The organism is Paenibacillus marinisediminis (assembly GCF_054343325.1).
The window spans coordinates 352,229-378,119 of the sequence record NZ_JBTGUH010000003.1; the positions used below are offsets into that span (position 1 = coordinate 352,229).

Here is a 25,891-nt window from a genome sequence, read left to right on the forward strand (position 1 = left end):
GACATAGTTGGCATACAATGGTAATATAGATTTATCATTTCACACGTTGTACGGAAGGAGCATCTGATGCCAAGTACGAAAAATACATTCATTGCGGTCATCATGATTCTCATCTCATTGCTCTTAATCTCACAGTTTAGAAGTACGACATTGTTTACGAATACTCCTGTGCTTAATGAGACTCAAGGTCCGACTCGTATGCCGGAGTTCGAACATGCCTATGACAATAAGACTCTTCGAGTCGATGTTAACGTATCTCCGCTCGTTTATACGAAGATGCGAAGGTTGTCTCAGATGTTTACTGAAGATTATGGAATCAAAGTAGATTTGAGGAACCTCAACACTCAACGAACGCAGTCTAGTTTGGCGGAACAATTTAAGCTGCAGCAGAATGCGGATGTGCTGTTGGTTAATAGTGAAGACGTGAAACCGTTGGCGGTTCGAGGCTGGCTTCTGCCTAATGAGCAAGCAATGAATGGCTTGGAAGCCGGACCGGATTGGATGACTGACTATACGCGCTGGAACGGCTTTACGTGGGCGGTGCCTGCCTATATCGATCCCTATGTTTTCGTTTGGAATGAGAAGATATGGCGAGAGCATAGCGAGCGTGCTACTTTGCCTCAAACATGGATTCAATGGCAGCAACTGCTGGGAGGCAGTGCTTCCGATGCTAAGACCGCGAATGACGAAAATGGTTTGGAGGCAGCGCCTAAAGGGGAAGGTGAACTTGGACAAGAAGGTGTATTGCCTGCGGAGAAGGCTCAATCAACTCCGGAAACATGGTTCGCCTGGTATGAGGACGATCCTTTTGCGCTGTTGTCCTTGTTGTGGCGTCTTGGCATCATCCTGCCGCAAGAGCAATACATAGAAGCTCCTCAGATACTCTCGAATATAACGACGCAGGGCACGGAAAGGAAGGTAATACCGTGGCAGCAGATGTTTACGGCTTGGACGCCTTACCGCTCGGCATTTAAGCCGCTTGCGGAAGCAGAACGCAGCAAGCTGTGGGATGGACTGGAGCAGGGTGACATTATGTTTGCAGTCGTGCCCTACTCTGAGGCAATGTTGAACCTGAAAAGTTCACTTGTGATTGAGGAACCGCAATCTATCACACCTCCATACAGTCAGTGGGTACGAAGCAGCAGCTATGTCATCGCCGCTAATACCGAGCTTGAGAATGAAGCGATACGTTGGATATCCTATATGCTTCAGAGCTCTATCCAATTGGATATGATGGATGCAGTAGCGCTTATGCCGGCTAATCGGGAGGCGTATGAGCAGGCTTGGCCGCTCATGTCGGCTCGGGTACCGTCTATATTTACGAAAGGGCATGAGGGACTGCAGGAATTGCTGCTTCGTTCCAATGAGCTGAAAGTATGGTCAGGGCGTGTGCTTCAGTGGGTTAAAGATAATGCCGCAGAAGAGCAGGTTATTGAGGAGTGGAATAAACTGTGGCGTGAACCGGTGTCGTAATATAGAAGCTTCCACCTTCACCTATTCAGGAGAAAGTGGAAGCTTCTGTGCGGTTACAACTTCACTTGGAGCTGAACTGTGAGCAAGCCCGGTTCCAGCTTCACTTCAGTCGCTTCGATAAACTTAACGAGCTGTTGTGGATAGAAGCTAAGATCGAATTGCTCAGCCATCTCGTTGCGCGTAGCTTCAGAAAGCGTCAAGCCATTGAACTGCAGCTTGTCGATGTGGAAGCGAATCGCGTGCTCAGGTTCGAATTCCAGCGTATATCGTCCTTCCACATATACCTGAATTCCTTCCCTTTTACCGACAGCTGCAATGCTGTCTTGCTTAAAGACGAATGCAAAGTCCTTAAACATCGGATCCTGCGCCTGCAAAAATTGATTGAGTTCTTCATCCTTAATGGTTAAGGTATAGTTTAAACCATTGGCTACGAGGTTGCCGTTCTTCGCGATAAAGTCTGGCAGACTCTGCATCGCCTTCGCGATTGCATTGAAATAATGCTTGACCTCAAACAAACCGACTGATTGCCAGTATGCGTTGAACTCTAGAATCAATTGACGCATCGCCTCAGGATCGCTGCTGTTCATTACACTATTATCGAGATCCTGTTCAAGCTTGATCATCCGCTCGCGTTGATCCAACAGCTGTTGTTTAACTTGCGTCAGTTCATTCTCCAGCTGTTGCTGCTCTTTTTGCAGCTTCGAGATACTGCGAACATTGTCGCGGTAATCGTCCAGTGTTCGCTTGTCGTTTTCAAATAGAAAGATATAGTAGTCCATTAATCGAAACATATCCGACAAGCTGTCAGCGGATAACGCTGCTTTCAGAATTAAATCTTTTTCACCCATATAATAGCTGCGCAGCGCCCTTCCAGTCATCTCTTGCTTCTCTTGAAGCTGCTCCTGCTGGACAGCAAGCTCGGCTTCAAGCTTAGTTCGTTTCTTGGCCGCTTCATCTGCCCTTGCCGAGATTCGAGATATTTCATCATCCAGCTCTTGAATAGATAAGCTCTGCTGCAGAATGTTTTGAAGCTCTTCCGATTGTAAGCCGCTGTCCCAAGGGCTGGACTGCAAGGGCTCCGCATATGAATCGGTTGGAATTGAAGCTGCTAGAAAGAGAATGACACAAATAAGAATAAAGGCGGCTGAGGTGCGTTTACTCTTGTTCATCGAGAACCCCCTGTTCCTACGTAACACAATACATCGTATGACTGTTGGAGCTAAGACATGACCAAGCTGTCAAAATGGTTATCTGCAGCCATAAGGATATGTTGCAGAAGCTGCCGCACATCTCGAGAGAAAGGATGAAATCTATGAGTTCGATCGAGCTAATGAATCGAATCAAGCAACAGCTGTCGCAATATCCCGATAATCGTATGCCTTTTTCTAATTATATGTCATATTGCTTATATGAGCCAGAGTTCGGATATTATCGTACAGATCGGCTGAAGGTAGGACGCGAGGGGGATTTTTACACAAGCGTACAGATTGGTTCTATCATGTCCGAGATGATTGCGAATGACGTACAAGAGCGTTGTCGAACAAGAGGCTGGCGGCTGTCTGAAGTAACTGTTGTTGAGTGGGGGGCTGGCACTGGAAGGCTTGCTTCACAGCTGATTAGTCTATGGCGTGCGCAGGAGAAGGGTCCCGCCTGCTATGCAATGGTAGAGACGAGCCCATATCATCGGACGCAGGCGCGAAATCTGCTTCACTCTATGGACATTGAAGTTGATGGCAGTACGGTCGCGGCTTGGGATGAACAGGATGTTCTCAATGCGGCGGTAAATGGCGGAAAGCCGATGTTCATCATCGCCAATGAGTTGTTGGATGCCTTGCCGGTCGAACGCGTACGCCTTCAAGGAGATAGGCTCGAGATGGCCTATGTCGGGTGGAATGAAGTTTCGAATTCACCTGTTGAAGTGTGGAAGCCTGCGGAGGCTGAGGTTTCTGACTGGATCGAGAAGCATCGAATTGAACTGCATAACGGTCAAATATATGACGCCCATATAGCGGGTGCCGCTTGGATTATGAAAATGTGGTCAGCTCTGCAAGAGGCGGAGGGAATATACATTGATTACGGTGATATAAGCGAGGAATTGACCGCTCCCTATCGAATGAATGGCACGCTGATGTGCTATTGTCGCCATCAGGCACATGACAACCCCTACATAAACATTGGAACACAGGATATCACATCCTTTGTGGACTTTGATGTGTATAAAGCCGCATTCCTAGAGGCAGGCTGCACGGTTCAGCCGCTCATCAGCCAGCAGCAGTACCTGCTGGACAACGGTCTGCTGAATGAGCTTCGCAATCACGATGCGCGCGATCCCTTCAGTGAAGCCGCGAAGCGTAATCGCGCTATTCGACAGCTACTGTTGTCGGATCAGATGAGTGAGAGATTCAAGGTGCTGCGACTTCGCAAATAAATAGACAAGGGGCTTGTCGATTAAAGACGGCAAGCCCCTTATCTAGATATGCAGCAGATTAATATGGGTTAGTCATCTCGAATACGGTCCAATACGAGAAACCGACGAAGCAGATAACCATATACGCCCAAAAGCTTAAGATGTATGTACGTTCAGACAGTTTAAGATAGCCCAGCAATACGAATACCGCCGTTTGCATGAAGAACAGTAATGCCATCTCGGTTAAATCCCCGGCAAATGCCATCAGACCAAATACCAGCGTCCAGAAGCCGAGTACGCGAAACATACGTGCCATGATTCATCCCCCTCTCGATACGGATATCCATATTTTTCTAATGACATTATAAGCTTTATAAGAATAGGTGTAAACTGCAATTGTGTCGAATCTAAGAACAATTTATGTACGCGCTATCAGTTGTGATATAACTCATGGACATTGTATCGCAAATGGTACGTATGTTTCGTAGAAAAAGTGGATATACATTTTAGTATCCGATAGATTCTATGAACTCTACCATGAGCATAGGGATGGAGTAAGCGGTTTATTACCGAGAGTCATAATGATATGGATGTCGTTAGGAGGGCGCGTATGACAGCGATTAGACAAGATGCATGGACTGCAGATGATGATTTGATTCTGGCGGAGGTAACTCTCCGGCATATCCGTGAAGGTGGAACACAATTAGCTGCATTTGAAGAAGTGGGAGAGAAGATAGGACGGACATCCGCTGCTTGCGGTTTCCGTTGGAACAGCTGTGTTCGTAAGAAATATGAAGCCGCGATCCAATTAGCGAAAGCACAGCGGCAAAAGCGAAATTATATGAAAAAGCAGCCTGTTGGAGCGCAAGTTGCATCTATAGCTCTAACTGAACAGGAAGACGCTATCAAGATGGACGTATCAGAAGAATCCATTTCTATGGATATGGTGTTGCGCTTCCTGCGTCAATGGAAGAACAGCTATCAAGACTTGGCTCGTCAGATCAAGCTGTTGGAGAAGGAACTGGATCAGAAGGATGAACAGCTATCTCGTCTACAATCGGAGAATGATATTCTCTCGAAGCAGGTCAATGAAGTGCAGACGGATTATCGAACGGTGAACGATGATTACAAGGCTCTCATTCAGATTATGGATCGGGCCCGGCGCTTGGCGATCTTGACGGATGATGAGGATGAGAATAAAACGCGGTTTCGCATGGACGCGAACGGCAATTTGGAGAGAATTGAATAGCCAGTTCGAGAAGAAGCGTATTACGGAAGGACTATCTTCCTGTAAGGCGCTTTTTTTGTGTGGAAATGGTTTGGTGTCGGATAAAGTTGGATCAGGTCAATATTCTATAATGCAATTCTATATTGCAGATGAAGTTAGGCATTATTGCGGATTAGGTTACGCAATACCTAGCAGCTGGTATACAATAGGTTAAATGATAACGTTCGAGAGGTGAATGGTGAAATGATGGATATCGTCGGGGCTGGAGCGATGGGACTGCTGTTTGCGTCTAAGATCTTGGGTGCATCAGGGTCGGTGCGAATCTGGACGCGAACAGAGGAGCAGGCGCGGATGCTTCGAGAAGAAGGGTTGTTTATTGAGCTGCTTGATGGCAGTGTGACGCAATATGATAAAGTTCAAGCACATCCACTGTTTGAAGCGCCTGATCGCATACGGGAGTCCGACTTCAAGGTGGATAAGCTGGGGCTGTTTGTCAAGCAAACCCATTGGACGGGAGAAATGCTTGAGCTGCTCAAGCAAATGCCTGCGACAGCACAGCGAAGCACGGTATGCTTTCAGAACGGAATTGGGCATATCGAGCGATTAAGTACAGTTATACCTCGAGAGCAGTTGCTGACAGCTGTGACGACAGAAGCGGCCAAACGAGTCGCGCCTAATCGAATCTCTCATAGAGGAAATGGGACAACTTGGATTGGGAGCGGAGTAGAGCTGACGGTGAATGGAGTGCAGTCTATCGCAGAGTGGAATAATCTGCTGAACGAGGCAGGAATTCTAACATTTGTGTCGAACAACATCGAAGAGATGGTCTATCAGAAATTACTTATCAATGCAGTTATTAACCCGCTGACAGCTATTCTTCGTATTCGCAACGGAGAGCTGTTACTAGGTGATGAACGAGTACAACTTATGCGTACTGTTTACGAGGAAGTCGAACGCATCTATGCCGCTATTGGCATTCAGTTGCAGGAACAGCAGTGGCAGTCGATTATACAAGTGTGCGAGAAGACGGCTGGGAATACTTCTTCGATGCTAGCGGATGTGCTGCAGCAGCGATCGACCGAGATCGAGGCCATAACAGGCGAGCTGCTGAAACTAGCTGATCTGCATGGATTAGATGTACCTGTACAGCGTTCACTCTATTTGCTTATTAGAGCTTTAAACCCGACTGAACACTCTTTTTAGGAAAGGAGCGGGCTATAAGGGGATGAGTTGGATCACGCATTCATTTGGTATATTAGCTCTGCTGCCGTTTGTACCGTTCGCAGCAGTATGGCTGTTGTCGTCATATTTAACCGGCAATAAGAAGACTAGTTTTAAGATGGCCATGGATGTAACGACATTGTTCTTGATTGCATCTGTAGCTAGCTTGTATAATTTGTTGTTTCATTCTTCTTTAGGTATGTATGGAATTATACTGATAATGCTGATCTTCGCTGGACTTGCTGGAAGCGCGATGTATCGCAAGCATGGCAAGGTCAATCGCGCGAGACTGTTTCGCGCTAGTTGGCGCATCTCGTTTTTTTTATTGAGTGTATCGTACGTATTTTTAGTGATCATTGGTATAATCGTTTATACTGCACAAGTATAGGGAACGGCTTTGACTAGCAAGAGCCGCATTGTGTACAATCAAGACATTAGAAGGAGGCGGCTTTAACATGTTATCATGGCCCACTTTGGTGATTCCTACAGCCAATTTATGTTATAAGGATTACATAGATGGCACTAATCAGATTATAAATAACTTATATGAGTATGATCCTATTTCCGATTGGGAAGAACGACTTCGCTGGCTTCAAGAGTCGAAGTCTATTCGTGTTGACCGCACGGAGCTTGTGCGTGTCCTAACTGCTTATCAGGAAAGCGTTAATCCCGATCCTGCCGCTGCTGAAGCGGTTGGACGTCTGTTAGATCCTGACGCGCTTGTAGTCGTCGGAGGCCAACAAGGCGGTTTATTTATGGGACCGCTGCTCATGATTTACAAAGCAATCTCCATCATCAATATGGCGCGTGAGGCGGAGAAGAAGACGAATAGACCGGTAGTACCAGTCTTCTGGATTGCTGGTGAAGACCATGATTACGATGAAGTTAATCATACTTATGTGCTGACAAACGAGCCCGCGTTGAATCGAATTCGCTTAGGTGCCGTCAGCGATAAACGTTCTCCTATCAGCATGCTGCCAATTCCGCAAGAGGAATGGGAACGCGTGATAGAGGAACTGGATAAGGCTCTGCCTAATTCTGAGTTCAAGCCAGAGATGATCGAACGTTTGCGTGCAGCGTCTCAGGATGCCGCAACGTTAACGGATGCTTGCGCTAAGCTGCTCGGACAATTATTCGGTAAGTACGGCCTCGTTTTGTTAGATTCAGCAATGCCTGCACTGCGGGCTATCGAGCGCCCGATGTTTGAGCTGCTGATCAAGCAGCAGGATGAGCTTGCGCTTGCCGTTAAGACGAGCGAAGCGAATGTATTGGCTGCGGGCTACCCGCTTCAAGCCGAGCATGCGGAGAACAGCGCGAACCTGTTCTTCATCGAGGACGGTGAGCGCTTGCTGCTGCTGCGTGACGGCGACAGATACGCTGACCGCCATGGCAAGGTGAGCTTCACGGAAGATGAGCTCCTCGACATGCTGGAGCAGCACCCTGAACGCTTCAGCAACAATGTGTTGACTCGTCCGCTGATGCAGGAGTTTCTATTTCCAGTGCTCGGCACAGTGCTTGGACCTGGCGAGATCGCTTACTGGGCGCAGACGAAGCAATCGTTCCGTGCACTCGATATGCGGATGCCGATGCTGTGGCCGCGCATGAGCTTTACTTGTGTTGAGGGTACTTTGCAGAAGCTGCTTCATAAGTATGATGTGACGGAAGAAGATATCTGTTTCCGTTTTGAAGATAAGCGTGAAGCCTGGTTGACCGAGCAGGACGAGATTCAGCTTGATACTCGGTTCGAGTCACTGCGAAAAGGTGTTGATGAGCAATACCGAGACCTGCTTGCCGTGCTGACAGAAGCTCTGCCTGCAGTTGCTAAGCTGGGCGATACGAATCATATGAAGGTGCTGGAGCAGATCGATTATTTGCACCAACGCGCGAAGGATGCTCACACGAAGCAGCATGAAGCCGGAGTGCGCCAATGGGAACGTCTGAAGCTGGCACTGTGGCCACAGGACCGTCCGCAAGAGCGCGTGCTGAATCCGCTGATGTATGAATGCCGTTATGGCAAGGAGTGGTTTGGACCGCTGCTGGAAGCACCTGTTGTTTGGAAGGGCGAGCATCGCATCGTCTCTTTGTAAACATGAATTGATATTGCTTAAGCCGCTTACTCGAAGAACTTGGATCATATGTCTATGAATAGCTAATTGGAGGGATTGTTAGATGTCGTCTACAGCAGCTTCGATGAACAAGAGCATTATTCGTGACTTGGGTTTAGCGCCAGAGGGTCACTTGAAGATTGATTGGGTTCAAGCTCATATGCCGGTATTAAACCGTATCCGTGAGCAGTTTGAAGCGGATCAGCCGTTCAAAGGCTTGAAGGTAACGATCTCGCTTCACTTGGAAGCGAAGACGGCGTACCTTGCCAAGGTTGTGCAGGCTGGTGGAGCAGAAGTGACGATTACAGGCAGCAACCCTCTCTCCACTCAGGATGATGTGTGCGCGGCATTGGTAGAGGACGGAATCACTGTATATGCCAAGTATAATCCAGAGCCGGCAGAGTACAAGGAGCTGCTGATCAAAGCGCTGGAAACGAAGCCTGATCTCATCATAGACGATGGCGGAGATCTGATCTCCATCCTGCATTCCGAGCGTCCGGATCTTCGTGAACAGATTCGCGGCGGAGCAGAGGAAACGACAACGGGTATTCAGCGCTTAAAAGCGATGGAGAAAGAGGGCAAGCTAGAGTTCCCGATGATGGCTGTTAATGATGCCTATTGCAAGTATTTGTTCGATAACCGTTATGGCACAGGTCAATCTGTATGGGATGGGATCAACCGTACGACGAACCTTGTTGTAGCAGGCAAGACCGTCGTTGTTGTCGGTTACGGCTGGTGCGGCAAAGGAGTAGCTATGCGTGCGAAGGGACTGGGCGCTCATATTGTCGTAACCGAGATCGATGCGATCAAGGCTGTGGAAGCCCATATGGACGGCTTCACGGTACTTTCGATGAGCGAAGCGGCTAAGGTAGGCGACATCTTCGTGACGGTAACAGGCAATAAAGACGTGATTCGCGGCGAACACTACGACGTGATGAAGAACGGTGCCATATTAGCTAATGCAGGTCATTTTGACGTAGAAGTTAATAAGCCGGAGCTTGTAGCGCGTTCAACGAGCATTCGTACGGTAAGACGAAACATTGAAGAGTACCGTTTGACTGATGGCCGCAGCCTATACTTGTTGGCGGAGGGACGACTCGTCAACTTGGCGGCAGGAGATGGTCATCCAGCGGAAATTATGGATATGACCTTTGCTCTGCAAGCGATGGCGTTGAAATATGTGAACGAACGTTATGAGCAGTTGGGCAAGGAAGTCATCAATGTTCCATATGAGCTGGATGAGCAGGTAGCGCGCATTAAGCTGGAGTCGATTGGTGTTTCGATCGATGCTTTAAGTGAAGAGCAGCAACGTTATCTATCGAGCTGGCAGGAGCATTAATTTTATAAATAATTTGTTTAAGGCATCGGTATGCAGCAACATACCGATGCCTTTTGCGTTGAGAGAATATGGAATCTGTTGCAGTCTGATTCTGAACTAGATTAGGGGGTTGTTGCGATGCATTTGACAGAGAGAGAAGAGCGAAGCAAGACCAATCATTCAAAAGCAGGCAGACATCAAGTGTGGTTTAAGATCGTATGGCCGCTAATTCTTATTACGGTGCTAGTAAGCGGCTGTGGTGCCGTGGGTAGCAGTGAGAAGGCAGCTATAAGCAACAATAGTGCTCATGACACAGCGGCGATGCCGCCTCGTTCTGAAGAAGCAAAAGCTGAAATGCCAAGAGAGATGGAAGTGAGCGATCAGAGTGGAAATGCGATCGGACAGACTGCTGGCGGCATAGTAGAAGCTCCGACGCAGATGAATCGCAAGCTCATCTATAAGGCGAATCTGGTTATGGAAGTTAAGGGATATGAAGAAGCGAAGCAGCGAATTAACGACATCGTGCATCTGGCCGGCGGCTACACGCTGCAATATAATGATCAAGTATCGGAATACGAACGGGGCGGCACATTTGTTTTCAAGGTTCCTTCCTCAGGCTTTCAATCGGTGCTGGATCAGATCAACAAGCTAGAGCATCTGCGCTTCGAGCGAAGCTATTCAGCTAATGATGTGACCGAAGAATATGTAGATCTGGAATCGCGACTGAAAGCGCGTCGAGTGAATGAATCTCGACTTCTCTCGTACATGGAGAAAGCAACCACTACGGAGGATCTTCTAGAGTTGTCCAACCAATTAGCTGCAGAGCAGGAGGTTATTGAACAGATTGTCGGCCGTATGCGCTATCTGGATAACAACGTCGAGATGTCTACGATTGAACTAAGAATGTACGAAACCGTTAAAGCGCCGAAGCAAGATATATTGACGGCCACGTTCGGCGAGAAGATCAGCAGCACGTTGAAAGACAGTCTTGAAGCGCTATTGGCAGTCGTTCAAGGGGTAATCCTTATCATTGTGGCACTTGCACCGTTCCTAATCGTCATCCTGTTGCTAGCCATCCCAGTCTGGCTCATTATTCGCAGGAATAGACATAACCGGCAAGCCGCTAAGACCAACCGACATCAAGCCTTTAACTTAGAAGCAATGAAGCGAAATGAACGGGAGTCCCAACAAACTGTAACAGAGCAACGAACAGATCGTGACGATCAGCATAAAGGCACGGAACAATAAATAAATATGCATTTTCGAAAAATCCTGCTTGCATAGCAGGATTTTTTGTTGTAGTGGCGAATATGTTATGCATTGTGGTGGAAAGTGGGGACTTGTGGTGGAATAATAGAGGGGAGTGGTGGAGAATGTTCATGGGCGAATACCAACATAGCATCGATGACAAAGGTCGCTTAATCATTCCCGCTAAGCTTCGCGACAGTCTTGGTACCACTTTCGTCATTACAAGAGGATTAGATCAGTGTTTGTTCGTTTATCCTATGGATCAATGGGAGAAGCTTGAACAGAAGCTGCAGGCTTTGCCGCTGATGAAAGCAGATGCCCGCGCATTCACCCGGTTTTTCTTCTCTGGGGCATCGGAATGCGAATGGGATAAGCAAGGTAGGATAAACATTCCGAATCATCTGCGTGAGTACGCCAAGCTTGAGAAAGAATGCATGGTTGTAGGGGTACAGAGCCGTGTGGAAGTTTGGAGCAAGGATGCTTGGGAACAATATATGAATCAGTCAGCAGCATCGTTTAACGACATTGCCGAGACATTGGTTGATTTTGATTTCTAACATCTGTTGCTTATCGCCGCAAGCTGGCAGACAACTGAGAAGGATACAGAGGATTTGGGAGGAATAGCAATTGTTTCATCACATTACGGTATTAAAAGAGCAATCCGTCGACGGTTTAGCCGTGCGACCCGATGGCATATATGTGGATTGTACATTAGGCGGAGCGGGACATAGTGAATTAATCGCGTCTAAGCTGTCTCCTGCCGGGCGATTAATCGGCCTTGATCAAGATGATTGGGCGCATGACAATGCGCAGAAGCGCCTAGCGCCATATTTGGATCGCGTAACATTAGTGCGTACTAATTTTCGCCATCTGGAACAGGCTTTGTTAGAAGCTGGAGTTCCCACTGTTGATGGTGTGCCGCAGGTTGACGGCATCTTGTTCGATCTGGGTGTATCCTCACCGCAGCTTGATGAAGGAGAGCGTGGCTTCAGCTATAATCAGGACGCTCCGCTCGACATGAGAATGGATCAAACAGGCATGCTGACTGCGCATGATATCGTCAATGAATGGTCAGAGGCGGAAATTTCGAAGATATTGTTTGAATATGGGGAAGAAAAATTTGCTAAACGTATTGCTCGTGTTATCGCTGAGGAACGCAAGCTGGCTCCAATCGAAACGACAGGTCAACTGGCTGAATTGGTGAAGAAGGGGATTCCGGCAGCCGCCAGACGAACAGGCGGACATCCCGCAAAACGAAGCTTTCAAGCGCTGCGCATTGCGGTCAATGACGAGTTGGGTGCGTTTGAAGATGCGCTTCATGAAGCGGTGCGATGTTTGAGACCAGGCGGCAGAGTCGCTGTGATTACATTTCACTCCTTAGAAGATCGTATCTGCAAGCAAACCTTTAAATCGTATGTCGGAGCCTGTACATGCCCTCCTGATTTCCCAATATGTACTTGTGATCATCAAGGGACGTTGGAGTTGGTTAACCGCAAGCCGATCTTGCCAAGCGATGAGGAATTGGAACATAACTCTCGGTCACGTTCTGCGAAATTGCGAATTGCTGAGAAAGTGGACTGGAAGGAGAAGTGAATATGGCGTATGTAAGAGGCAATTTGGCTGTTCAACCGAAAAGGCAGCCACAGAGAGAGGAACGATATCGCGAGACGGCCAAAACGGTCGTCCGTAAGTCGAATCTGTCTGGAAGAGAGAAAGTTTTATATCTGATGACGATTATATTTTGTGTGGCGATCGCAATAGTCCTTATCGGGAGATATACGGAAATCTATAATACGAATCGGAATATTCAGCAAGTTATGCGAGATACAGAGGCGCTCAAGAAGGAAGCAGGAGTGCTGGAAGCAACCAAGGAAAAAAAGCTGGATTGGGATCGTATTGCTGATATCGCAGCACAGAACGGTTTAGTATATTCGGAAGATCTTAATGATATCAAAGTTCAGCAAGATTCTGGAAATTGATTAAGGTGTAACGATGGTCAAACGAATTAAGTTGCGAACGTTGTTTATTGGCGGACTATTTATTCTATTTTTTGTTATTATCATAAGCAGGTTGTTCTGGTATCAGGTTGTTAATCAGGATTTCTGGATGGAGAAAGCGGAAGCTTCCTGGTCTGCTAAGCAGGTGCTGCCAGCCAAGCGGGGGACGATCTATGATCATTCAGGCGAAGTGCTGGCAATGGATGCTCCAGCCTATAACGTGACGGTGAATCCCAAGGTGATACAGGAGTTGCGGAAGAATCCGAAGCTGGTCGAACAGCATATTGATGTGGAAACCTTGATTGTCGATGAGCTGAACAAAGTGCTGGGAAAGCCGAAGGATGAGCTAAACGAGCTTGTGCGCAAGAAGCGCGAGGATACTGGCGAATACCACATTTATCGTGAAGTTAGACCAGAGGGCTGGAGAATTGAGCAAGAGGCTTATGATGAGCTGAGTTCGTTTACTACAGAGCTGAAGAAGCAGCTTAAAGTGACGGACATCGGCTTAAATTTGGTTGAAGATAAGAAGCGCTACTACCCGAAGGGTGATCTAGCCGCTCATGTTCTCGGATACATAGATAAAGAGGATAAGCCTGTCGGTGGGATCGAGAGCCAATTCGACAGCCAGCTGACGGGGACTGATGGTTCTCTGTATTATGAAAAGGATCGACAAGGGACGAAACTTCCTACCGCTGAAGAAGTATATACACCTGTCAAGGATGGCGATAACATCTATCTAACCATTGATCGAACCATTCAACAGTATATACAAGAAGTGATGCAGGAAGTACAGAACAAGTATGATCCGTACAGCATGACGGTAATTGCTGCTGATCCAATGACGGGTGATATACTAGGAATGGCGAATACGCCAACATATGATCCTAATGAGTATTGGAACTACGACATCCGAAATTTTTATAATCATGCGATTATGTCAAGATATGAGCCGGGTTCAACCTTTAAGATTGTTACACTGGCTGCAGCTGTACAAGAAGGGCTGTTTGATCCTAATGAGACGTTTCAATCTGGAAGCATCGTTGCCGGTGGACGCCGCATCCATGACCACAATAAGGTCGGTTGGGGGGAGATCACCTATCTTGAAGGCTTGAAGCGCTCAAGTAACGTTGCCTTTGTCAAGCTCGGATTCGAGAAGCTGCAGGAGGAAAAATTCAAAGCGTATATTGACAGCTTTGGATTCGGGAAGAAGACCGGTATAGAGCTGCCTGGCGAGAACGCGGGTAAAATCAATTTTCAATATCCCGCTGACGTAGCCGCTGCATCATATGGCCATGGTCAAACCGTCGTAACGCCTATTCAGCAGATTATGGCGATATCCGCTATTGCGAATGGCGGAACGTTGATGAAGCCTAATATTGTACAGAAGATCGAAGATCCATCTACTGGCGAGATTACGGAGCGAGAGCCGGAAGCGGTCCGTACTGTGATCGATAAGCCATCGGCGAAGCAGGTGGGCGAATACTTGGAGCAAGTTGTATCAGACCAAGAAATTGGTACGGGTAAAGCTGCTTACATTGACGGGTATCGTGTTGCAGGTAAGACGGGTACGGCGTTGAAAGTTATTGACGGTGAATATGACAGTACGAGAGCAGTTGTATCCTTTATCGGATATGCCCCTGTCAATGACCCTAAGATTGCACTGATCGTCGTCGTGGATGACCCTCATGATTTCTATGAAGGTGGAGGTTTCGTAGCTCCTTTGATGTTCAAGGAGATTGTAAGTAAGTCCCTGCGCTATATGGATGTGCCTACTACACAAGAAATGAACAACGAGAAGGGCTCATCCAGCACTGGTAAAGTTTCCAATACTAGAATAGCTCCGAATGTTCAAGGTTTAAGTCCATACGAGGCGAAGCAGAAGCTCGCTGAGCAAGGCATCGTATTTGAAACAGTAGGTGCGGGTACAAAGGTGAAGCAGCAGTATCCAGAGCCTGGTACTAATCTCGCTGCAGGCCAGCGTGTCTATCTTCTGACTGATGATCCGAAGAAGCTGCCGCTTCCTAATCTGACAGGCAAATCCTTACGAGATGTGATGGAAATATGCTCCCTGCTTGAATGGGAGGTTAAGGTAGAAGGCGAAGGCTATGTTGTAGGCTACGATATATCTACGAAAAACAATAAACGGGTTGTACACGTCAAACTAGCTCCAAAGTCACCATAGCTTGTTCTAACCCCAGTTTGTCCCGAATAGGTTGGTTATGAACCATTGTCGGACAAAGGGGGGGATAGGCGTGAAGGTGTCAGGCATGACAATCCGCAAACGTCTACTGATCGGATTTGCCTTGATGGCAATCGGATTTATCGCGATTATAATAAGATTAGGCTATGTGCAGCTATGGGAAGGCGCTGAAATAAGTCGGCAAGCGGAGGAATTGTGGCGTCGTGACGTTCCAGTTACTGCGAAGCGCGGTGAGATTCTAGATCGTAATGGAGAGCGGCTAGCATACAACGTCAGCTCTCCTACGGTCATAGCGGTGCCAGCACAAGTGAAGGATGCGGAGCAGACGGCGCAGCAGTTGGCTCCGCTTCTTGGTATGTCTGTGGACAAGGTTCATACGGAGATTACGAAGCGTACGTTGTTCGTCATATTGAAGCCAGGCGGTCGCAAGATAACGATTGAGTTGGCGGAGAAGATTCGGGCGCTCAACTTGGCCGGCATCGTGGTGACTGAGGACAACAAGCGCTTCTACCCTTACAAGGACCTAGCGGCTCACATTCTAGGCTTCACCGGTATCGAGAATCAGGGGCTCACAGGCATAGAGAAGCGTTATGATTCTGCTCTTACAGGCATCAGAGGGAGCGTATCATTTTTAGCCGACGCGAAGGGCAGGCAGATGCCGAATTCGACCGAAAAGTATACTCAACCAAGAGATGGGTTAAATTTACAATTGACGATTGACAAAGATATACAGACAATTATGGAGCGGGAGTTAGATCAGGCGATGATTGATCTGAACCCGAAGCATATTCTTTCGATCGCGATGGATCCGAATTCAGGGGAAATATTAGCCATGGCCAGCCGCCCGAATTACAGCCCTGAGAATTATCGCGATTATCCTACAGAAGTGTACAATCGTAATCTGCCAATCTGGATGACGTATGAGCCAGGTTCAACCTTTAAGATCATTACGCTGGCTGCTGCGCTTGAAGAAGGCAAAGTGGATCTGCAGAATGAATATTTCTTCGATCCCGGCAGAATCGAGGTCGGCGGTGCGAGGCTGCGCTGCTGGAAGAAAGGCGGACACGGAAGTCAGACCTTCTTGGAAGTAGTAGAGAACTCCTGCAACCCAGGCTTTGTCACTCTGGGCAATCGGCTCGGCAAAGAAACGCTGTTCAAGTACATACGCGATTTTGGGTTCGGTACGAAAACCGGAATTGACATGAGCGGCGAGGAAAATGGTATCCTATTCAAGTTGAATCGAGTTGGTCCGGTTGAGCTGGCGACAACGGCGTTCGGTCAAGGGGTTTCGGTGACGCCTATCCAGCAGATAGCCGCAGTTGCGGCCGCCGTAAACGGAGGTAAGTTGTATCAGCCTCATGTGGCGAAATCGTTCATTCATCCTGAGACTGGCCTGGTAGTCGATCAGATTGAGCCGAATATGGTTAGACAAGTGATCTCGCCGGAAACGTCGAAGCAAGTACGTGACGCACTGGAGCATGTCGTTGCACAAGGCACCGGTAAAAATGCATTTATCGATGGCTACCGCGTCGGTGGGAAGACAGGTACAGCGCAAAAGGTCATTAACGGCAGATACTCGCCGAATGAGCATATTGTGTCATTTATCGGATTCGCGCCAGCGGATGACCCGAAGATCGTGATCTATACGGCGGTAGACGATCCGCAAGGCATTCAATTCGGCGGTTTGATTGCTGCTCCTATCGTAAAGCGGATCATGGAGGATTCCCTTCAGGTCATGGGTGTAGAGCCTAGAGAGAAGCAGGTGCCGCGTGAATACCGCTATGACGAGGTGCCGCTTGTTACAGTGCCCAATCTTGTTGGGAAAAAGACATCTGATTTATTCGAAGATTTAAACAGCAATTTTCAGTTATCTGCATCGGGTTCGGGTGCTGCTGTCATTCATCAAGCACCGAAGCCGGGTACCCGTGTGGAACGAGGGACGACCATTCGAATCTATATGGGACCCGAGAAGGAGGAGTAAGGGAAATGAAATCATTTAGCTTGTCAGAAGCAACTTCCCGATTGTTAACATCGTCAGTTATTGGGGAGTCTTTCACAGAATATACAGGAATTGCAGCGGACTCTCGGCGCGTTCAGCCGGGGGATCTGTTCTTCTGCATATCAGGAACTGCGGATGATGGACATCGATATGCGCCTCAAGCTGTAGAAGCAGGCGCAGCGGCACTTGTAGTCGAACGTCCACTTGATCTAGACATTCCGCAGCTGCTGGTGAAGGATGCGAGATATGCGCTTGCGGTACTCTCAAACGCTTATTACAACCATCCTAGCGAAGAGCTTCGATTGATTGGCGTTACGGGCACGAACGGAAAGACGACAACTACTTTTTTAATTGAAAAAATACTGATGGATGCAGGACTAGAATCCGGTGTTATCGGTACAATTGAAATGAGATATGCCGGCGAGACCCATCCGATGTCAGGCACAACGCCTAGCGCCTATGAATTGCAGCGTTCGCTTCGTGATATGGCTGATAAAGGCGTAAAGGCTTGCGCGATGGAGGTATCCTCGCATGCTCTGCATCAAGGGCGTGTGCAGGGCTGCCGTTTCCGCACAGCAATCTTCACGAATCTAACACAGGACCACTTGGATTATCACGGCACGATGGATGCTTATCGTGAAGCGAAAGGTTTGTTCTTCTCTCGATTAGGCAATACCTTTTCTGAGAAGGAGCAAGAGCGCTCCTACGTTGTACTGAATGCGGACGATGAAGCAAGTGCCTACTTTAGATCCTTGACTTCCGCGGAAACGATCATGTACGGCATGCATGAAGACGCTGATGTGCGCGCAAGCGACATCCGTATTACGTCCAAGGGAACCAGTTTCCACGTGGATACGTTCCGCGGGTCGCAGCACGTCGAGCTGCGCATGGTAGGCAAGTTCAATGTGTATAATGCGCTGGCAGCGATATCCGCCGGCTTAATTGAAGGAATTGAACTGTCTGCCATCGTAGCCAGTTTGGAATCTGTTCCCGGCGTAGCAGGCAGAGTGGAAGCTGTCGACGCAGGGCAGCCATTTTCTGTTATAGTTGACTATGCGCACACGCCGGATGGATTGGATAATGTACTCTCGACCGTGAAGGAGTTTGCTGAAGGGCGTGTATTGTGTGTATTCGGCTGCGGCGGCGACCGCGATCGCAAGAAGCGTCCTATTATGGGGCAGATTGCTGCGAAGTACGCTGATTACGTGCTTGTAACGTCGGATAATCCGCGCACAGAGGATCCGAACCTGATCCTGATCGATATCGAAGCAGGATTAAAAGCGGACGGAGTATCCCAAGATCGCTATGAAATGATTGCGGATCGTCGCGAAGCCATTACGAAAGCTATTGAAATGGCAAGCCCTCACGATGTAGTATTGATTGCGGGGAAAGGGCATGAAACGTATCAGATCGTTGGCAAAGATATATTAAACTTCGACGACCGTGTAGTCGCCGAGGAAGCGATAAGGGGATTGAAGCAGTGATTGAAGCAAATCTACAATGGATAGCGTCGGTGACCGGCGGCTCCTTGCAGCATGAAGAAGACAATGACATCATTGTAAAAGGAGTCTGCAGGGATTCGCGCAGTATCCAACCGGGAAGCTTGTACGTACCGCTATGCGGCGAACGTTTCGACGGTCATGACTACGTCGAACAAGCTATACAGGATGGAGCGGCGGTTGCCCTATGGCAAGCGGATAAACCGCTGCCTGAAGCACGGCTGCCATTAGTTGTCGTACCGAACACGCTGAAGGCGCTGCAGGATCTGGCGCAAGCGCATCTAGCTCAGCGTCAGGTGAAGGTCGTGGCGGTAACTGGCAGCAACGGCAAGACGACGACAAAGGATCTGATCGCCTCTGTGCTGGGGCAGGCATACGTCGTTCACAAGACGAACGGCAATTTCAACAATCATATTGGTCTGCCGCTCACGGTGTTGAGCATGCCGGCTGAGTCGAATCTGATCGTTCTGGAAATGGGAATGAGCGGACGCGGCGAGATTCACGAATTGTCGATGATTGCGAAGCCGGATATAGCGGTGATCACGAATGCAGGCGAAGCTCACCTGCTGCAGCTCGGTTCAAGAGAAGAGATCGCTCGAGCTAAGATGGAGATTATTTCTGGCTTGAAGGAAGGCGGCGTGCTGGTCAGCGAAGGCGATAATCCGCTGCTGCGTCAAGCGTTCAACGAGCAAGAAACGCTAAAGCCTGCTCGTATGGAGATCATTACATTTGGAATGGATACGTCCAATGATTATAAACCAGACGGCATCATGCAGCTTGAGGATGGAATGTCCTTCTCGATCACATCGCCTAAGGTGGGCACGAGCATGTTCACGGTTCCGCTTCTTGGTCAGCACAACGTAATGAATGCGCTGGCCGCTGTTGCGGTTGGTCGTCTGCTGCGAGTGCCGGACCCGATGATTGCAGCGGGACTGCGCGATGCCAGCATCACGGGAAGCCGATCTGAGAAGATCGTGACAGACGAGGGTTGGACGCTGCTTAATGATACGTACAACGCAAGTCCGTCTGCGATGAAAGCAGCTTTAACGGTGCTCGCTTCAATGCGCAGCGGAAAACGGATCGCCGTACTTGGTGATATGCTGGAGCTTGGCGAGCAAGAGGTGGAGCTTCACCGTGAAGTCGGGAGAACATTGACGCCGGATAACGTCGACGTGCTGTTAACTTACGGCCGTCTTGGAGAAGAGATCGCGAATGGCGCACGCGAGCATATGGCGGATGATCGGATCCGCAGCTATCAAGATAAACAACAATTGCGTCAGGCGTTGCTGCAACTGGTGAAGCCGCATGATGCCGTCCTTGTTAAGGCCTCTTTTGGAACGAACCTAGAGGAAATCATCAAGGATTGGATCACAACAATACATTAGCCAGCATGCAGTAACGGGAGGTGAACAAGAATGGACTTCAAGCTAATAATAATGACACTAGGAATATCTTTTTTACTATCAGTCATACTAGGCCCGTTATGCATACCGCTGCTTAGACGTCTAAAGTTTGGGCAGCAGGTGCGGGAAGATGGACCAAAAGCCCATCTCAAGAAAGCAGGAACGCCAACGATGGGCGGCGTCATTATTTTGCTTGCTTTTACGCTAGCATTTATGAAATTTTCTGTAATCGATACCGACTTTTACGTAATATTAGTTGCAACATTAGGCTTCGGACTTGTCGGCTTCCTGGACGATTACATTAAGATCGTGTTCAAGCGTTCGATGGGATTAACTGCTTGGCAGAAATTGTTTGGACAATTGCTGTTTGCAGGAATCGTATGTGTGCTCTTATTCCAATCGGGCCACAGCACGTTCGTTGGCATTCCAGGTACTGACCTTGGTCTTGACCTCGGCTGGTTCTACTATGTATTCGTCATTCTGATGATGCTGGCGATCAGCAATGCGGTTAACTTCACCGACGGCTTAGATGGACTGTTGTCCGGTACGAGTGCTATTGCATTCGCGGCATTCGCCATAATTGCATTGCAGTCCTCCGAGATATCAGCTGCGGTGTGCGCTGCTGCTATGGTAGGGGCAGTGCTCGGCTTCCTCGTATTCAACGCACATCCCGCTAAAGTATTCATGGGTGACAGTGGCTCACTCGGAATCGGGGGAGCAATCGCAGCAGTTGCAATTTTGACTAAAACTGAGCTATTGTTTATAATTATCGGCGGCATATTCGTCATTGAGATGTTGTCCGTTATTATTCAAGTCGTTTCATTCAAGACACGAGGTAAGCGCGTGTTCAAAATGAGCCCAATCCACCATCATTTTGAGTTGTCTGGATGGTCGGAGTGGCGCGTTGTCATCACCTTTTGGGCGGTAGGCATCGTGCTGGCAGGACTCGGATTATGGATTAACAAGGGGCTGTAGAATAATGAATCATCCAGATATGTACCGAGGCAAGCAAGTGGTTATTTTAGGCATGGCCAAGAGCGGCACCGAGGCTGCGCTGCGCTTTCATGAACACGAAGCGAAAGTCACGATTAATGATAGAAAAGGACGCGATCAATGTCCCGAAGCTTCTGCATTAGAAGCTTTGGGCATTTCTGTTGTATTGGGAGGTCATCCTGATGACTTGATTCATGCGGATGTGGCTTTGGTCGTTAAAAACCCAGGGATCCCTTATTCTGCCGCGCCTGTTCAACAGGCTATTGCGCTTGGCATCGAAGTCGTAACCGAGATCGAGGTCGGGTATCATCTGTGCACAGCGCCGATTATCGGCATTACTGGCAGCAATGGGAAGACCACGACTACAACTTGGGTGGGCCAAATCCTCGATGCAGCAGGACTTCAGCCGATCGTAGCAGGCAATATTGGTACACCATTTATCGGTGTGGCGGAAAATGCCAAGGCAAATCAACCGGTGGTGCTGGAGCTTAGCAGCTTTCAGCTCAAAGGTACACATCAGTTTCATCCTCAAATCGCCTGCTTGTTGAATATTGCGGAGACACACTTGGACTATCATGGCGGGATAGAGGATTATATCGATTCTAAGAAGAAATTGTTTGGAAATATGACAGCTTCCGATATTGCCGTGCTCAATGCAGATGATCCTGTATCTGCATCACTCAAAGACTGCGTACCAGCTCGAGTCTATATGTTCTCATCCCGCAAGGAAGTGGAAGTCGGCGTGTTCGTTTCTCCGCCTTTCACTGAAGGTACTGAAAATGATATGGAGCGCCATATCGTATTCCGTGATGAATCTGGCGCGGAGCAAGTCCTAATCTCGGTTGACGAGATCGGCTTGCCGGGACGCTATAACGTAGACAATGCACTTGCTGCTGCAGCGATTTCGCTTGCTGCTGGCGCCAAGCCAGAGCAGTTAAAGAAGCCGCTAAGCGAGTTTAGAGGCGTCGAGCACCGCTTGGAGTGGGTGCGCGAATGGCAAGGCGTTCAATACTTTAACAACTCCAAAGCTACGAATACGATTGCTACAGAGAATGCTCTGGGTGCATTTCCAGATCGCGTGGTGCTGATCGCTGGCGGCTTGGATAGAGGATTGGCGTTCAAGGAGCTGATCCCATATCTGCAGGAACGCGTAAAAGCAGTTGTCGCGATGGGCGAAACGCGCTATGTTATACGGGATCTGGCATTAGAAGCGGGTTTGAACAATGTAAGTGTCGTCGACAATGTAGAAGACGCCGCACTTGCGATACAAGAAGCCGTGCAATCGGCACGGCAATTTGCAGAGCCAGGTGACATTGTATTGTTGTCGCCGGCATGCGCAAGCTGGGATATGTTCCCGTCTTATGAAGTACGCGGAAGCATGTTTAAAGAAGCGGTGCATAATCTTAAGTAGAGGGGTTGTACAAACTCTAGTTTGAGCCTCTACATTGATAGATGAGGTGTGCCGTATGGTCAAAGCAAAAACCGCGCCCGATGTGTGGCTGATCATTGCAGTCGTATCGTTGTTAGCAATCGGAATGGTTATGGTCTACAGTGCGGGAGCCGTACTGGGATTCCATGACTATGGAGATTCGTTCTATTTTGTAAAGCGTCAGCTGCTGTTTGCAGTGCTCGGATTGGCAGCCATGTTCTTTACCATGAATGTGGACTACCATATCTGGAACCGTTATGCTAAAGTAGGACTGGTTATTTGCTTTGGCTTATTGCTGATCGTGCTCATTCCGGGAATTGGAGATGTTCGCGGCGGAGCGCGCAGCTGGCTGGGTGTCGGTTCGTTTGGAATCCAGCCGTCTGAGTTTATGAAGCTCGCGATGATTATATTTCTTGCTTTTTATTTGTCCAAGCCTCAGCACAACATTATTAAGTTTACGACCGGGCTGCTGCCAGCCCTCGGCATCATGGGCTTGGCATTCGGCATGATCATGCTGCAGCCTGATCTGGGAACCGGCACTGTGATGATGGGTGCAGCGCTGCTCGTCATCTTTATTGCCGGCGCTAGAATTCAGCATCTGATGTCGCTGGCGCTTATCGGAGCGATGGGCTTTGTCGTCTTGATCCTAGCTGCCCCGTATCGCTTGAAACGGATCACTTCTTTTCTGGATCCGTGGAGCGATCCGCTTGGCGCAGGTTATCAAGCGATTCAATCGTTGTATGCGATCGGACCGGGTGGATTGACAGGACTAGGCCTTGGAGCAAGCCGACAGAAATATAGCTACGTGCCTGAGCCGCAGACCGATTTCATTTTTTCTATACTAGCTGAGGAGCTTGGCTTCATTGGCTGTATAACTGTTATCCTATTATTTTTACTGCTAGTATGGAGAGGGATGCGCGTTGCCTTAACAGCGCCTGATAATTTCGGAAGTTTCTTGGCCGCTGGAATTGTGGGCATTGTGGCCGTGCAGGTCATCATAAATATTGGTGTAGTTGTTGGCTTAATGCCAGTCACAGGAATAACGCTGCCGCTTATCAGCTACGGCGGATCATCACTAACCTTAATGTTGACAGCATTGGGAATATTACTAAACATATCACGTTATGCGAGGTGAACGGCATGCGCGTCGTGCTAAGCGGAGGAGGTACCGGAGGTCATATCTATCCGGCGCTTGCTATCGCGAGGGAATGCGAGAAGCAGGACCCCAAGAGCGCTTTTTTATATATCGGAACCGAACGTGGATTAGAGAGCAAGCTCGTTCGTGAAGCAGGAATTCCGTTTGAAACGATCGAAATTACAGGATTCAAGCGTAAGTTGTCATTTGAAAATGCAAAGACAGTTATGAGATTCATCAAAGGTGTATCAAAAGCAAAACAACTGTTGAGCAAATTTAAACCGGATATTGTTATCGGTACTGGCGGTTATGTATGCGGTCCTGTGTTGTATGCAGCCGCAAAGCTAGGCATTCCGACACTCATTCATGAACAGAATGTTATACCTGGTCTGACCAACAAATTTTTGAGCCGCTACGTTAATACTGTAGCAGTTAGCTTTAAAGAGTCTGAGCCGTATTTTACAAGAGCTAAGAACGTGCTCTTCAGCGGTAATCCGCGCGCCACAGCCGTCATGGAAGCGAATCGTGAACGAGGCTTTGCGTCGCTTGGCCTGTCGGTGGACAGTCCGATCGTGTTAGTTGTGGGCGGAAGTCAAGGGGCTAGAACGATTAATCAGGCGATGATTGATATGGTTCCAATGCTGAAACGTTTGCCTGATGTCCACTTTGTATATGTAACAGGGCAGCATTACTACGACAATACGTACAAGGCGGTGCAGCAAGCGAGCGATAATGTGCGCAACCACCTCCATGTGCTTCCTTATATCAGCAATATGCCAGAAGTATTAGCCGCGACGACATTGATCGTGAGTCGTGCTGGAGCCTCGTCACTCGCGGAATTGACAGCATTGGGCATTCCGTCCATCTTAATTCCGTCTCCGAACGTGACAAATAATCATCAAGAAGCAAATGCCCGCTCATTAGAGCAAGCCGGTGCTTCCATTATGATCACGGAGAAGCAATTGACACCTGAGATCTTATTCGCTCAGATCGAGGGTATGATGAAGCAGGATGAGAAACGCAAGCAGATGTCGAGTCAAACGAAGCTGTTTGGACATCCTGATTCTGCAATGCGCATCGTAACTGAACTCAAACGTTTGTCGGGCAAGTAACACTTGCCCGCTTTTTGTTATGTTAGGCGCTTATCACTCTTATAAAGAAGTTGAGAATATGACCTATTGGGCGTCTGTCACACAACATGATATTCTGTCATAAGATACTCTATAATCGTGACTATCTCCCTGATGGTGTAGCCTTAACGGTTAAGCATTCGGGATGCTGATAAGGAGCGGACAGAACGAAAAGGAACAAGGAGGTTCAACGATGATACAGCACTTTATCAGTCAATATTCTCAACTAGACCTAGGAACGTATACACTTCACGAACCCCTATCCAAGCATACGACATGGAAGATTGGTGGTCCTGCGGACGTCATGGTCGAACCAAAGGGCAAGCAGGAGATCATACAAACCATTCGTTTGCTTAATGAATGCGGTATTCCTTGGATGACTATCGGACGAGGGTCAAACCTGCTTGCAAGTGACAAGGGCTTTCGAGGAGTCATCATCCAAACGAAGAAGAGCTTGGATTATTTCCATATCGATGGAAACAAGGTAACCGCAGGAGCTGGATATTCTTTTATCAAGCTGTCCGTTCAAGCGAGCAGAGCAGGGTTGTCCGGTCTGGAATACGCAGGTGGTATTCCTGGCACGGTCGGCGGGGCCGTGTATATGAATGCTGGCGCGCATGGGTCTGATGTGTCACGTATATTTGAATCAGCTGAGATTGTACTGGAGACAGGGGAATTGGTGACTTACAGCGTGGAGGAGATGCAGTTTTCTTACCGCCATTCCGTTCTGCATGAACGTAAAGGAATTGTGGTGGAGGCGACGTTCCGTATGGAGCATGGAGATCGTGCGACAATTACCGATGCGCTTGCTTCGAATAAGGAACGGCGATTGCAGACACAGCCGCTTACTGCGGCTTGTTGTGGCAGCGTGTTCCGCAATCCACCCGGAAACTTTGCGGCACGTCTCATTGAAGAGGCTGGGCTTAAGGGCTTCACTGTCGGTGGGGCCGAGGTTTCCAAGATGCACGCCAATTTCATTGTAAACACCGGGCAAGCAACAGCGTCAGACGTACTCACCCTGATGAAGCATATACAAGATACGATTCGTGACAAGTATGAAGTAGAGTTAGTGCCGGAAGTATTAGTGGTGGGTGAGTGGTAATCTC

The 25,891-nt window shown here is 48.4% G+C and carries 22 protein-coding genes; 20 read left to right on the forward strand and 2 right to left on the reverse strand.

Annotated features, from left to right (window positions below; translation table 11 throughout):
* Positions 1–66: 66 nt before the first annotated feature.
* A complete protein-coding gene (locus ACXX53_RS10925; RefSeq protein WP_458568675.1) occupies positions 67–1,473 on the forward strand; it encodes an extracellular solute-binding protein in 1,407 nt (468 codons plus the stop codon).
* Between the two features lie 53 nt (positions 1,474–1,526).
* Here ACXX53_RS10925 and ACXX53_RS10930 read toward each other — a convergent pair whose 3' ends face one another.
* Entirely contained in the window at positions 1,527–2,642 is a 1,116-nt protein-coding gene (locus ACXX53_RS10930) for a hypothetical protein (RefSeq protein ID WP_458568676.1), read from the reverse strand.
* A 143-nt stretch (positions 2,643–2,785) separates the two neighbouring features.
* On the opposite strand from ACXX53_RS10930, the gene ACXX53_RS10935 reads away from it, so the two are divergent.
* Complete coding sequence (locus ACXX53_RS10935) at positions 2,786–3,901, forward strand: class I SAM-dependent methyltransferase (protein WP_458568677.1); 1,116 nt, start codon at positions 2,786–2,788, stop codon at positions 3,899–3,901.
* Between the two features lie 58 nt (positions 3,902–3,959).
* Here ACXX53_RS10935 and ACXX53_RS10940 read toward each other — a convergent pair whose 3' ends face one another.
* The gene (locus tag ACXX53_RS10940; RefSeq protein WP_458568678.1) at positions 3,960–4,196 is read right to left on the reverse strand and encodes a DUF2626 domain-containing protein; all 237 of its coding nucleotides are present in this window, start codon (positions 4,194–4,196) and stop codon (positions 3,960–3,962) included.
* Between the two features lie 294 nt (positions 4,197–4,490).
* Between ACXX53_RS10940 and ACXX53_RS10945 the strand changes: the two genes are divergently transcribed.
* From ACXX53_RS10945 to murB, 18 genes are all read left to right on the forward strand, one after another.
* The gene (locus ACXX53_RS10945; RefSeq protein ID WP_458568679.1) at positions 4,491–5,129 is read left to right on the forward strand and encodes an RsfA family transcriptional regulator; all 639 of its coding nucleotides are present in this window, start codon (positions 4,491–4,493) and stop codon (positions 5,127–5,129) included.
* A gap of 210 nt (positions 5,130–5,339) precedes the next feature.
* Positions 5,340–6,311 (forward strand): ketopantoate reductase family protein, encoded by a 972-nt coding sequence (locus ACXX53_RS10950; protein WP_458568680.1) that lies wholly within the window; start codon positions 5,340–5,342, stop codon positions 6,309–6,311.
* Between the two features lie 22 nt (positions 6,312–6,333).
* Positions 6,334–6,717, forward strand: coding sequence for a DUF3397 domain-containing protein (locus ACXX53_RS10955; RefSeq protein WP_458568681.1), 384 nt, complete (start codon positions 6,334–6,336; stop codon positions 6,715–6,717).
* Between the two features lie 67 nt (positions 6,718–6,784).
* On the forward strand, positions 6,785–8,416 hold the full coding sequence (gene bshC, locus ACXX53_RS10960) for a bacillithiol biosynthesis cysteine-adding enzyme BshC (RefSeq protein WP_458568682.1): 1,632 nt from the start codon (positions 6,785–6,787) through the stop codon (positions 8,414–8,416).
* An 82-nt stretch (positions 8,417–8,498) separates the two neighbouring features.
* Positions 8,499–9,773 carry an adenosylhomocysteinase gene (locus ACXX53_RS10965; RefSeq protein WP_458568683.1) on the forward strand — a complete coding sequence of 425 codons (1,275 nt, stop codon included), beginning with the start codon at positions 8,499–8,501 and terminating at the stop codon, positions 9,771–9,773.
* Between the two features lie 117 nt (positions 9,774–9,890).
* Positions 9,891–11,000, forward strand: coding sequence for a DUF4349 domain-containing protein (locus ACXX53_RS10970; RefSeq protein ID WP_458568684.1), 1,110 nt, complete (start codon positions 9,891–9,893; stop codon positions 10,998–11,000).
* Positions 11,001–11,125: 125 nt separating this feature from the next.
* Complete coding sequence (gene mraZ / locus ACXX53_RS10975) at positions 11,126–11,557, forward strand: division/cell wall cluster transcriptional repressor MraZ (protein WP_458568685.1); 432 nt, start codon at positions 11,126–11,128, stop codon at positions 11,555–11,557.
* A gap of 70 nt (positions 11,558–11,627) precedes the next feature.
* Positions 11,628–12,593, forward strand: coding sequence for a 16S rRNA (cytosine(1402)-N(4))-methyltransferase RsmH (gene rsmH / locus ACXX53_RS10980; RefSeq protein ID WP_458568686.1), 966 nt, complete (start codon positions 11,628–11,630; stop codon positions 12,591–12,593).
* Positions 12,594–12,595: 2 nt separating this feature from the next.
* Positions 12,596–12,979 (forward strand): cell division protein FtsL, encoded by a 384-nt coding sequence (gene ftsL2, locus ACXX53_RS10985; RefSeq protein WP_458568687.1) that lies wholly within the window; start codon positions 12,596–12,598, stop codon positions 12,977–12,979.
* 13 nt (positions 12,980–12,992) lie between these two features.
* Entirely contained in the window at positions 12,993–15,179 is a 2,187-nt protein-coding gene (locus ACXX53_RS10990; RefSeq protein WP_458568688.1) for a penicillin-binding transpeptidase domain-containing protein, read from the forward strand.
* Positions 15,180–15,249: 70 nt separating this feature from the next.
* Complete coding sequence (locus tag ACXX53_RS10995) at positions 15,250–17,178, forward strand: stage V sporulation protein D (RefSeq protein ID WP_458568689.1); 1,929 nt, start codon at positions 15,250–15,252, stop codon at positions 17,176–17,178.
* A 5-nt stretch (positions 17,179–17,183) separates the two neighbouring features.
* A complete protein-coding gene (locus ACXX53_RS11000) occupies positions 17,184–18,680 on the forward strand; it encodes a UDP-N-acetylmuramoyl-L-alanyl-D-glutamate--2,6-diaminopimelate ligase (RefSeq protein ID WP_458568690.1) in 1,497 nt (498 codons plus the stop codon).
* Complete coding sequence (locus ACXX53_RS11005; RefSeq protein WP_458568691.1) at positions 18,677–20,080, forward strand: UDP-N-acetylmuramoyl-tripeptide--D-alanyl-D-alanine ligase; 1,404 nt, start codon at positions 18,677–18,679, stop codon at positions 20,078–20,080. Before ACXX53_RS11000 ends, ACXX53_RS11005 begins: the two co-directional genes overlap by 4 nt.
* Before the next feature lie 30 nt (positions 20,081–20,110).
* Positions 20,111–21,073, forward strand: a complete 963-nt coding sequence (mraY, locus tag ACXX53_RS11010; RefSeq protein ID WP_458568692.1) for a phospho-N-acetylmuramoyl-pentapeptide-transferase — start codon at positions 20,111–20,113, stop codon at positions 21,071–21,073.
* A gap of 4 nt (positions 21,074–21,077) precedes the next feature.
* Positions 21,078–22,502 carry a UDP-N-acetylmuramoyl-L-alanine--D-glutamate ligase gene (murD, locus tag ACXX53_RS11015; RefSeq protein ID WP_458568693.1) on the forward strand — a complete coding sequence of 475 codons (1,425 nt, stop codon included), beginning with the start codon at positions 21,078–21,080 and terminating at the stop codon, positions 22,500–22,502.
* A gap of 55 nt (positions 22,503–22,557) precedes the next feature.
* The gene (gene spoVE / locus ACXX53_RS11020) at positions 22,558–23,655 is read left to right on the forward strand and encodes a stage V sporulation protein E (RefSeq protein WP_458568694.1); all 1,098 of its coding nucleotides are present in this window, start codon (positions 22,558–22,560) and stop codon (positions 23,653–23,655) included.
* A gap of 5 nt (positions 23,656–23,660) precedes the next feature.
* Positions 23,661–24,767 carry an undecaprenyldiphospho-muramoylpentapeptide beta-N-acetylglucosaminyltransferase gene (murG, locus tag ACXX53_RS11025; protein WP_458568695.1) on the forward strand — a complete coding sequence of 369 codons (1,107 nt, stop codon included), beginning with the start codon at positions 23,661–23,663 and terminating at the stop codon, positions 24,765–24,767.
* A gap of 214 nt (positions 24,768–24,981) precedes the next feature.
* Complete coding sequence (murB, locus tag ACXX53_RS11030; RefSeq protein WP_458568742.1) at positions 24,982–25,887, forward strand: UDP-N-acetylmuramate dehydrogenase; 906 nt, start codon at positions 24,982–24,984, stop codon at positions 25,885–25,887.
* The last annotated feature ends 4 nt before the right edge of the window (positions 25,888–25,891 follow it).